Below are 11233 nucleotides of genomic sequence, written 5' to 3' on the forward strand. Positions count from 1 at the left end.
AGCAATCGCTCGGCGCATGTCATGGTTTACAAGGAGAGTCATGGTGGCCAGTCACGACAAAGCACGAGTTGGTGTTGACATCGGTGGGACCTTCACCGATGTCGCGCTTGAACTCGGTGGGAACCTCTTTTCCACCAAGGTGCTGACGGATTACGAGGCGCCCGAGCGCGCCATCATCAAAGGCATCAGCATCGTTGCAGAGAAGGCTGGTATTGAGCTCAAGGACATCGGGGTCATCATCCACGGCACCACGCTCGCGACGAACGCGCTCATCGAGCGACGCGGCGCCAGGACTGCGTTCATCACCACCGAGGGTTTTCGAGACACCATCGAGATGCGGACCGAGAACCGGTTCGAGCAGTACGACCTGAACATCAAGTTGCCGCCGCCGCTCATCGAGCGTGCTAACCGTTTCACTCTCAGCGAGCGCATCGACGCACAAGGCGGGGTGTTGCTCGCACCGACCGAAGCCCAAATTCAGGTTCTCGCCCAGCGTATCGAGGAAGGCGGTTACGAGAGTGTCGCCATCGGTTTCATCCACGCCTATGTCAATGGCGCGCATGAACGCCTGATGCGCGATGCCATCCTCAAGCGAGTGCCCCGCGTCTCGGTGTCCATTTCGAGCGAAGTATCGCCGCAAATCCGTGAGTTCGAGCGGTTCAATACGGTGTGCGCAAATGCGTACGTTCGACCCATCATGAAATCGTATCTCGACCGCCTGTTGGGCAAGGTTCGGGAAGCCGGTGCTGTTTGCCCGATTTTCATCATCCATTCTGGCGGCGGCATCGTCTCCGTCGAGAGCGCGTCTGAATTTCCGGTGCGCCTGGTTGAATCCGGTCCGGCGGGCGGCGCAATCTTCGCCGCGCATATCGCAGCCCGTTATGACCTCAACACGGTGCTCTCCTTCGACATGGGCGGCACCACCGCCAAAATCTGTCTCATCGACGACCTCACGCCTAAGACCGCAAACACGTTTGAAGTCGCTCGCACCTATCGCTTCAAGAAGGGCAGCGGCATGCCCATTTCCATTCCGGTCGTTGAAATGGTCGAAATCGGCGCCGGCGGCGGCTCTATCGCATCGCTCGATGTGATGCGCCAGATTCGCGTTGGCCCGCACAGCGCGGCGTCGGAGCCGGGTCCGGCCTGTTATCAACGCGGCGGTACGCAGCCGACCGTCACAGACGCAGATTTGCTCCTGGGTCGCCTGGACCCAGCCAACTTCGCGGGCGGCTCTATTCCGCTGTCGACGGATAACGCGGCGAGCGCAATGGTCTCGGACGTGGGCGGCCCCATCAGCCTCAGCGCGGAAGAGACCGCCTATGGCGTCGCGGAAGTCGTTGATGAGAACATGAGCAATGCAGCCCGAGTCCATGCGGTGGAAAGCGGCAAGGACATCGGCGACTACACGATGATTACTTTTGGCGGAGCGGGCCCGCTCCACGCCGCGCGCCTTTGCGAAAAGAGTGGCATCAAAAAGTTCATCGTGCCGCCCGGCGCCGGCGTTGGCTCGGCTATCGGCTTTCTGCGCGCACCTTTCGGGTACGAGAGTGTTCGAAGCGTAAGCATGCGCTTCGCCAAGTTTGACGCCGAAGCCCTCAACGAAATCGTCGAACAACTCACCGAGGAGAGCGTTCACTTTGCTCGACAAGGTTCAGGCGAGGCGGAGCCGACGGTCGAAATCAAGGCTTTCATGCGCTACGTCGGACAGGGCTGGGAAATCCCAGTGGCGCTGCCGCATCGGCGCTTCACGGCCGAGGACCGCAATAACTTCGCCGAGTCGTTCACCAAGGCGTACACGCAGTTCTTCGGCCGCCCTATCGACGGGCTGGACATCGAAATTGTCAGTTGGGCAGTCAAGGCAAGCTCGCCCCTGCCCCCGGTCGAACGCCTTCGGATGGTCACCTCGCGCGATGCAGCAAAGGTCGGTACGACGCGCAAGATTTTCGACGCGGCGTTGAGCAAGTTCGTCGAGGCCGCCATCGTTGAGCGTAGCGCTTTGAAAGTGGGCGAGACCGTGAACGGCCCCGCCATCATTGTCGAGCCAGAGACGTCTACTCTCGTCACGTCGTCGTTCAACGCGACGGTTCAGCCCGACGGATGCCTTCTCGCGGTATCGAAGGCACTGCACGCTGCCACTGCAAATCAGGAGTAACACAATGTCACTCAGCAACCTTGACACTATCCACATGCAGGTCATGTGGAATCGTCTAATTTCCGTCGTCGAAGAACAGGCGATGGCCCTGATTCGTACCGCATTCAGCACCAGCGTGCGTGAAGCAGGTGACCTGTCCGCAGGTATCTTCGACAAACAAGGCCGCATGCTGGCACAGGCTGTCACGGGCACGCCCGGTCACGTGAACACGATGGCTGAGGCCGTCGAGCACTTCATGAATGACATCGGCATCGAGCGCATGTACGAGGGCGATGTCTATCTGACGAACGACCCCTGGAAGGGTACCGGCCACCTTCACGACTTTACAGTCGTTTCCCCGTCGTTTCACAACGGCGAACTGATTGGCTACTTCGCCAGCACCGCCCACGTGGTCGACATCGGCGGCCGTGGCTTTGGCCCGGACTCGCGCGAAGTGTACGAAGAAGGCCTCTTCGTGCCGATTATGAAGTTGATTGAGCGAGGCGAGATCAATCGTGACCTGGTTAACATCCTTCGTCACAACGTTCGCGAAGCCGACAAGGTCGTAGGCGACCTCTACGCCTTGGCCTCCTGCAATGAGACCGGACACAAGCGTCTCATCGAGATGCTCAAAGAGTTCGACCTGAAGGACGTTGAAGGCATCGGCGAATTCATTCTCGCGCGCAGTCGTGAAGCCACGCTAGAGCGCATCGCAGCACTGCCGAAGCAAACGCAGACGAACGATATGACGCTCGATGGATACGACACGCCCGTCAAGCTCAACGTTACGCTGACCGTCGCCGACGACCACCTCCTCGCGGACTTCGCCGGGTCCTCGCCGGCGAGCCCTTTTGGCATCAACGTTCCGCTTCTCTACGCGAAGGCGTATGCCTGTTACGGCCTGAAGTGCATCATCGCGCCGGAAGTTCCGAACAACGCGGCTTCGCTGGAACCCTTCCGAGTGCAGGCTCCCAAAGGTTGCATCTTGAACGCACAGCATCCGAGTCCGGTGGCAGTTCGTCACGTGCTTGGACACTTCGTCCCTGACCTGGTGTTGGGCGCTCTGCACAAAATCGTTCCTAACCGCGCGCCTGCCGAAGGCTCTGGCGCGCTGTGGAACCTCCATGTCAGCGCGCGCCCGGTTCGCGAAGACTCGGGTCTGAAGGGTAGTGAAATTCTGATGTTCAACAGCGGCGGTACTGGCGCGCGTCCGGAACTCGACGGTCTGTCCGCAACTGCATTCCCGAGCGGTGTGCATGCGATGTCGGTCGAGGCGACCGAACAGGTCGGTCCCATCGTCGTATGGCGAAAGGAGATGCGTTCGGGTTCGGGCGGCGCTGGCGAGCATCGTGGCGGACTCGGTCAAATCGTCGAAATCGGACCGCGCGAAGGCTATCACTTCCGGTTCAATGCAATGTTTGACCGCATCGACCATCCGGCTCGCGGACAGTCGGGTGGTCAATCGGGCGAAGCCGGAGCAGTCACGCTTTCCGACGGCACCAAGATGCGAGGCAAAGGTACGCAGGCGGTCGGCGAGCATGAGCGCGTGACGCTCTCTCTGCCTGGTGGTGGCGGAGTCGGTTCGCCCCAACAACGCTCCAAAGAAGCTTTGCTCCGCGACGTCCGCAACGAGTACATCTCCGAGGCGCAGTTACGCCAAGACTACGGTCTGTCGCTGGACGAGCTCAACGCAGCCGCAGGCAAGTAAGGAGAAGCAGATGACAGCAATCAGCAAGCCTCCGTTCGAAAACATCCTGATCACCGGCGCCGCCGGCGCGCTGGGTTCGGTGCTGCGCGCAGCACTGCGCCCCTACGCCAAGAAGCTGACCCTGAGCGACCGCGCGCCGTTGGGCGCGCAACGCGAGAACGAAGTTCTTCATGAATGCGACCTCGCAAATCGGGATGCGGTCTTCAACATGATGAAGGGCGTGGACATGGTGATTCATCTCGGCGGCGCTCCTCGGGAGAACACCTTCCAGGTCATCCTCGATTCGAACATCGTCGGCAGCTACAACGTATATGAAGCGGCCCGGCAGTTCGGCGTGAAGCGCGTCATCTACGCGAGCTCGGTTCACGCCATTGGTTTCTATGAGTCGGCGCAGACCATCGACGCGAACGTGCCCCAGCGTCCGGACAGTCTTTACGGTGTCAGCAAGACGTTTGTCGAGAACCTGTCGCGCTATTACTACGACAAGTTTGGCCTTGAGTCGGTGTGCGTGCGTATCGGCTCCTGCTTCCCGAAACCCGTCGACCGCCGAATGTTGGCTACCTGGCTGTCCTACGACGATTTCGCACGTCTTTGCGTTCGCGCGCTGATGACGCCAAGCGTTGGTCACATGATTGTCTACGGCAACTCGAACAATAGCGTCAACTTCTGGGACAACACCGAGGCAGCCTATCTCGGATACCGTCCGCAGGATTCGGCTGATAAGTTTGCCGCGGAAGTCTACGCGAATACCCCCTTGCCGGACCCGAAGCACCCTGCCGTCAAGTACCAGGGCGGCTCCTTCGCGGCGGATGGGCACTTTGAAGACCCGAAAGCCAGCTAGGCGCCTCGGTCCTGAACGTCTCCTACGGATTGCATCCAGATGGCACAGCAAGCACAAAAGTCCCACTATGACGTCGTCATAGTGGGCGGCGCAGTAGTTGGAAGCGCGACCGCATATTTCCTCGCGACGAACACGGATTTTACGGGTTCGGTTCTCGTCGTGGAGCGTGACTGGTCTTACGCCCAGTCGGCTACCGCCCTCTCGAGCGCCTCGATTCGGCATCAGTTTTCGAACCCGCTGAATATCAAGATTTCCCAGTTCGGCACCGAGTTCATCCGCAACTTCCATGAACTCGTGTCGGTCGACGGCGATGCACCTGAACTCGGCTTCAAGGAGAACGGGTACCTGTACCTGGGCGATGCGACGGGTGCGCCGATGTTTGAGCGCAACTACGAGACCCAACGCGAGAACGGCGCCGACGTCGTGCTGCTCGACCCGGAGAAGCTCGTATCCCGCTTCCCTTGGCTCAACACTGAAGGCTTGGTGAACGGTGTCTACGGTCAAACTGGCGAAGGCTGGTTCGACAGCTACGGCCTGCTTCAAGGTATGCGCAAGAAAGCGCGTTCGTTGGGTGTCGAGTATATCGAGAACGAGGTCGTCGATATTCGCCGTGAAGGCTCGAAGATTACCGGCGTTGTTTTGAAGAGCGGCGAAGAGATTGGCTGCGGCTTTCTAATCAATGCAGCGGGTACGCGTGGTCCGGCCATGGCCCGCAAGGCCGGTCTCGAAATCCCAGTCGAGCCGAGAAAGCGATGTCTGTTTGTGTTCGACTGTCGCACGCCGCTCGAAGGCATTGTGCCGCTCACCATTGACACCACGGGCATCTTCTTCCGTCCGGAGGGCAAGTACTACCTGACTGGTTGCTACCCGGAACCGGACCCGCTCGCCGATGTGGATGATTTTGACGTCATCCATTCCGAGTTCGAGGAAGTGATTTGGCCCGCGCTTGCTGAGCGCGTACCTGCTTTCGAGGCGATTAAAGTCGTCAGCTCATGGGCAGGCCACTACGACTTCTGCATGCTGGACCACAACGCGGTAGTCGGCCCACATGCCGAAGTGACGAACTTTATGTTTGCTAATGGGTTCAGCGGTCATGGTCTGCAACAGTCCCCTGCCGTGGGCCGAGGACTGAGCGAACTGATTACCTACGGTCAATATCGGTCTCTTGACCTCGCGCCACTCGGCTATCAGCGAGTGGTCGAAAACAAGCCCTTCCTCGAGGAAGGGGTCATCTAACCCGTCGACGCATCACCACCCTCCCCCCAAGCAATGAAATCCACTCAGTATCGAAATGCGTTGGTAACCGGTGCGTCTAGTGGGATTGGACGTGCCATTGCGAAGCGGCTCGTCGAGGACGGCCTGCATGTCTACGCCGTAGGGCGTGACGCGGCTGCGCTCGACGAACTCGCAGCGGGTGGGGGCGTCACGCCCATCACGCTCGACCTGCGTGACCCCACTCCGTTAAACGGAGTTTTTGCGGGTACGGAGGTCGACGTCGTTGTGAACAACGCCGGGCTCTTGCCTGCGCTCAAGAAGTTCGATGCGTGTTCCACTGCCGACATCGACAGCATGATTGACATCAATCTTGGTGCGCCATTGCGTCTGGCCCATATGGCACTCGAAGGAATGATGCAGCGCAAGCGTGGGCATCTCTTTTTCGTAGGCTCGAGTGCAGGTCGATTCCCGCATCCCAATACTGCGGTGTACGGCGCCACCAAGGCCGCAGTCAGCATGTTCTGCGACTCTCTGCGTTGTGACCTGCTGGGTAGTCGCGTGCGCGTGACTGAGATTGCTCCGGGGCGCGTTCAGACCAACCTCTACCGTACCGCACTCGGTGAACAGCTGGCCAACGAAAAACTGTATGCCGGCTATCGCTCAATTCAGCCCGAGGACATTGCGGAACTCATCTCGACAGCCCTCAGACTTCCGGACTCAGTGGATGTCTCAAGACTCGAGGTGTTTCCCACCGACCAGGCACCGGGTGGTTCTCAGATTGTCTCCACAGAAGCATAACCTCATTTAGCAGGATAATTTGATGAAGAATCAAAGGGTGGTTATCGTAGGGGGTGCAACGGGGCTCGGATTGACCATTGCAAAGCTAATGCTGGCGGATGGCGCCGCGCACATCGCATTGATTGACAAGAATGCGCCGCTATTGGCTGAAACGGTTGGGATACTCAAGGCTCAAGGGCACAACGTGACGGGTGTCGAAGGCGATATCACCCGACGCGAGACGGCGCATGCGGCTTTCGAGCAAGCGCTGAGCGCCCTCGGACGCGTCGACTGCCTCATCAATAGCGCTGCCATCTATCCGCGCAAACCGATGCTCGAAATATCCGACGAGGATTGGGACATCGAGAACGCAGTCAATATCAAAGGCACATACCATATGACTGTCGCGGCCATAAAACATATGCGCAGCCGGCCCAAGGTCGAGCAGCATGTTGCGGGACGCATCGTCAATATCACCTCCGTAGACGCATTCAAAGCGCATCCTCAAAACGCGCACTATGCGGCAACCAAGGCAGCCGTTGTTAGTTTGACCAAGTCCTTTGCTCAGGAAGTCGCGAAAGACGGCATTCTCGTGAATTCCGTCGCTCCGGCAGGCTTTGCTACGGAGAAGGCAAAGGCGGCCGGCTTCCTTGATGAACTTGCTGCCGCGAATCCGCTTGGCCGCGCTGCAGAGCCGGAGGAAATGGCTCATTGGGTGGTCATGATGGCCAGTGCACGGAACACCTATGCAACCGGCGAAAACGTTATCGTGAGTGGGGGCTACATCTACGCCTGATGGCGCTCGGGCGCATGCGCGCGATCGCCACGGGCGAATGCCGTCCCACCGTGATAATGTCGTAATATGTCATACGGCGCAGGTCTGACGGCCCGCGCCCTCCGCGGCACACATTCGAAGGCCGCGGCGCAAATTGTCCGGTGTGAGGCACTCGTAATGACTTTCGACGCAGAAACCTTACTTAAGAATGCGGCAAGCTCTGGGAAGCGCCGTAGTCTGACTGAGCTGGTCATCCAGGCTCTGAACGACAGAATCGACCGGGGCGACTATCCTCCCAGTTCCAAGATGCCAACCGAACCGGAACTTTGTGCGGAGTTCGGCGTGAGCCGCACTGTCATCCGAGAGGCCGTCGCATCGCTCAAGCTTGGTCGCAAACTCATCGCACGACACGGCATCGGCGTCTTTGTTGCGGACGCGCCCGGAGAATCTGGCGACTCCAGCTTCATCGACTCCACAACGCTGAACAACTCGATGCACGTATTGGAGTTGCGCAGCGGCGTCGAAACCGAGTGCGCTGCCTATGCGGCTCAACGACGGTCCGAAGCCCATCTGCGCGCGCTGAAAGAAGTCTACTCACGTATGGAGATTGTCGCGGTCGACGATGACGCCGAGTGTGCACGCGCCGACTTCGAGTTCCATCTGGCCGTTGCCGTATGCTCTGAGAACCCGCATTTCGCCTCGATTCTCAGGTCCCTCGGCCAGGAAATCATCATTGACCTTCGCCTGAAGCACGGCAAGGCAAATCCAAAGGAACGCAAGACCTACATTCGACGTATTCAGCGAGAACACGGTGACATTATCGACGCCATCGAGCGCCAGGATGTGACCGGGGCTCGCCGAGCAATGAGAAAGCATCTAAACGAGAGTCTGGACCGCTACCACAACCTCACCAGTTCCCGAGAAGCGGTCTGACCGACCTCGACTCCTGAGCGCAAAATTCCTTGGTACCAACAAAAAGCGCAGCCAGTTTGGCTGCGCTTTTTTTCTTTCAGTGGTTCGGCAGGTCTCCTCGCATTGGCTTGCCTGTCCTGTCCGTACACGAAAGCAACGCCATGACGCCAACGGCCGCTGCTGCAATTAGGTAGTAGGCCGGTATCAGGCGGCTTCCCGTTGCTTGAATCAGCCAGGAGTTAATCATTGGGGCCGTTCCCGCGAATAGAGCCACGGACACGTTGTAGCTAATCGCCATTCCGGTGAAACGCACCCCTGTATCAAACAGTGAGGGAATCTTCGAGTAGATGCACGACAGCAGCGCGGCAAGGCAAAGATTCAAGCCAAGCAATGCGAGCAAACGCGTGACTTCGTTCTCGACGGTCAGCATGTTGAAGCAAGGAACCGCGAGCACCATGAGGCCGACGCTGCCCAGCAACATCATCGCCTTGCGCCCAATTCGGTCTGCGACCCAGCCCAGAACCGGAATGGTGACAATGAGAAAGCCTTGCGAAATCAGTGCAATCGTGAACCCTGTCGACGCCGTAAGCTTTAACGTGCTGACCAAGTAGGTCGGGATGTACGTCACCACGATGAACAACGTGACGTTCGTCACGATGATGATGCCGCTCGATTGCAGAAGCGCCGTTGAATGCGTCGAGAAAAGCTCGCGAAAGCCGCCTTTTCCATGTGCCGCCTTGAAAGCAGGAGTTTCGTCAAGACGATATCGAATGTAGAGCCCAATGGCACCCAATGGCAACGCGAGCAGGAACGGCAGGCGCCACGCCCATGCGTCAATCTGATCGGAACTGAACACGTATGCGAGTATCGCAGCCACCAAGGCTCCGAAGCAGAAGCCACTCATGCATCCGACTTCAATCCAGCTCGTCATGAGCGTGCGGTTCTTGTCGGCGCAATACTCAGCCACAAAGATAGCTGCCCCGCTCGCCTCGCCTCCGGCGGATGCCCCTTGAAGCAGCCTCAAGAGCAGCAACAGGATTGGTGACGCTATCCCAATCGTTCGGTAGTCGGGAACAAGCCCTATGCAAAACGTGGCGAACGCCATCAGGATGATGGTTGCGGTGAGAACGCTCTTTCGCCCGTACTTGTCGCCGATGGGCCCAAATATCACCCCGCCGAACGGCCGCGCGAAGAATGCAATAGCAAACGCGGCCAGGGACGCGATGAGTTGCGTGCCAGGCTCACTCGTGGGGAAGAAGACTCGCCCCATGACGGTCGCTAGATACCCATAAACCGAGAATTCGAACCACTCTACGAAGCTTCCTACGACGGATGCCAATACGACCCGGCGAAGTTCATCTTTTCCAACGATTCGTCGGGTACTCGAGATGCTCGGAGCATGCACGGCCTCGTCGACCGAGCGAGAGTGATTGGGGACGATGCCGCCGACGCTTGTGGGAGTTTCCATGGAAGCAATTTGAGCGTACTGCGTGCAGGATTGCACTTGATGGGAGCGCGCGAAGAATGACATCCGAGCGAGCATGTATGCGAAGAACGTAAGCACTCGGCAAGCATGGATGCGTCCGCACGATTCGAGACGCATCCACGTTGCCATGCTGAGAGAGATTTATTTGGTGATGGGGTCCACCTTGTCGCCCACAGCCACCGCTTGGGGAACCCACTTACCGTCAACGACCTTATAGAAGGTGGCAGTCGGGTCTTTCATGTCGCCGTTGGGCAAGAACGCGATGCTTCCAGAGATGCCTTCAAACGACACCGACTTGACGAACGGCCCATAGACCTTCGGGTCCGTAGAATTTGCCTTAATCATCGCGTTGATGAGCACCCACGTTGCGTCATACGCTGCAGGCGCGTAGGCGACCACGCCCTCGTTGTACTTCTTCTTCATCTTCTCGTCGAACTCCCGGCCCGTCTTCGTTTTCGACAAAGGGATGCCGTAGTCCCACGACGTCGCGCCTTCCGCGCTGGGACCCGCCACCTTCAGGAATGTTTCGTTCTCGAAGCTGCCGCCACCCAGCATAACGGCTCGAATGCCGAGCTGTCGCATCTGCTTCGCAAGCAATCCAGCTTGTTGGTCCAGGCCGCCCCAGAACACCACATCAGGATTGAACGACTTGATTTTGGTCAGCTGTGCCTTGAAGTCGACGGCCTTGTCGGTGGTGTACTCGCGGTCGACAACCTTTCCGCCGGCTGCTTCTACGCCCTTGGAGAACTCGTCAGCCATGCCTTGTCCGAAAGCAGTACGGTCGTCGATGACAGCAATGCTCTTGCCCCTAAGCGATTGCACCGCCGACTGGCCCGCGAGCTTGCCCATTTGGGCATCCGAGTTCACAACTCGGAAGACATTGTTGAAGCCTTGCGCGGTTAGTGTGGGATTGGTCGCCGTCGGCGAAACCATTGGAATGCCAGCCATGTTGTAAATCCGCGAGGCTGGGATGCTCGTACCCGAGTTGAAGTGACCAACCACGCCCGCGACATTGGCATCAACCATCTTCTGCGCAACTTGCGAGCCCATGCGCGGGTCGCCTTGGTCATCTTCCGCATCAAGAACAAAGTGGACCGGCTTGCCACCAATCTGAAGATTCTTCGCATTCGCGTCGTCCAGAGCCAACTCGACGCCTCGCTTCAAATCGACACCATAGTGAGCCGAGCCGCCGGTCAAAGGCGCGGCGAAACCGATCGTCACGTCAGCGGCATGAGCGGCTGCATTGAAGGCAAGTCCGGTGGCGAGGACCAAGTAGCTGGCCAGACGACTACAAGCGAATGCACGTTTCATGGTGAGACCTCGGCCTTCGTAAGTTGAGTTGATTTCGGGCGCCGCTGCGTTTTTTCGCACGCCGGATAACTTCGGAC

9 protein-coding genes are annotated in these 11233 nt (G+C 58.5%); 7 read left to right on the forward strand and 2 right to left on the reverse strand.

Going from position 1 to position 11233, the window contains the following annotated elements:
- Window positions 1-40: 40 nt before the first annotated feature.
- The 7 genes from AWB82_RS16195 to AWB82_RS16225 all read left to right on the forward strand — a co-directional run bounded on the left by AWB82_RS16195 (window position 41) and on the right by AWB82_RS16225 (window position 8380).
- Window positions 41-2152 (forward strand): hydantoinase/oxoprolinase family protein, encoded by a 2112-nt coding sequence (locus tag AWB82_RS16195; protein ID WP_086968882.1) that lies wholly within the window; start codon window positions 41-43, stop codon window positions 2150-2152.
- A gap of 4 nt (window positions 2153-2156) precedes the next feature.
- Entirely contained in the window at window positions 2157-3839 is a 1683-nt protein-coding gene (locus tag AWB82_RS16200; protein ID WP_086968884.1) for a hydantoinase B/oxoprolinase family protein, read from the forward strand.
- A gap of 10 nt (window positions 3840-3849) precedes the next feature.
- The gene (locus AWB82_RS16205; RefSeq protein ID WP_086968886.1) at window positions 3850-4680 is read left to right on the forward strand and encodes an NAD-dependent epimerase/dehydratase family protein; all 831 of its coding nucleotides are present in this window, start codon (window positions 3850-3852) and stop codon (window positions 4678-4680) included.
- A 39-nt stretch (window positions 4681-4719) separates the two neighbouring features.
- Window positions 4720-5916, forward strand: coding sequence for an NAD(P)/FAD-dependent oxidoreductase (locus tag AWB82_RS16210; RefSeq protein ID WP_086968888.1), 1197 nt, complete (start codon window positions 4720-4722; stop codon window positions 5914-5916).
- A 33-nt stretch (window positions 5917-5949) separates the two neighbouring features.
- Entirely contained in the window at window positions 5950-6693 is a 744-nt protein-coding gene (locus tag AWB82_RS16215; RefSeq protein ID WP_086968889.1) for an SDR family oxidoreductase, read from the forward strand.
- A 22-nt stretch (window positions 6694-6715) separates the two neighbouring features.
- Window positions 6716-7468: an SDR family NAD(P)-dependent oxidoreductase gene (locus AWB82_RS16220; protein WP_086968891.1), complete on the forward strand. Its 753-nt coding sequence runs from the start codon at window positions 6716-6718 to the stop codon at window positions 7466-7468.
- A gap of 156 nt (window positions 7469-7624) precedes the next feature.
- A complete protein-coding gene (locus AWB82_RS16225; protein ID WP_086968894.1) occupies window positions 7625-8380 on the forward strand; it encodes a FadR/GntR family transcriptional regulator in 756 nt (251 codons plus the stop codon).
- A gap of 76 nt (window positions 8381-8456) precedes the next feature.
- Here the strand turns inward: AWB82_RS16225 and AWB82_RS16230 are convergent, their stop codons facing one another.
- Window positions 8457-9827 carry an MFS transporter gene (locus AWB82_RS16230; RefSeq protein WP_159462591.1) on the reverse strand — a complete coding sequence of 457 codons (1371 nt, stop codon included), beginning with the start codon at window positions 9825-9827 and terminating at the stop codon, window positions 8457-8459.
- 159 nt (window positions 9828-9986) lie between these two features.
- The gene (locus AWB82_RS16235; protein ID WP_086968898.1) at window positions 9987-11156 is read right to left on the reverse strand and encodes a branched-chain amino acid ABC transporter substrate-binding protein; all 1170 of its coding nucleotides are present in this window, start codon (window positions 11154-11156) and stop codon (window positions 9987-9989) included.
- Window positions 11157-11233: the final 77 nt, after the last annotated feature.

The sequence above is a fragment of the Caballeronia glebae genome (assembly GCF_001545035.1).
Lineage (GTDB): Bacteria > Pseudomonadota > Gammaproteobacteria > Burkholderiales > Burkholderiaceae > Caballeronia > Caballeronia glebae.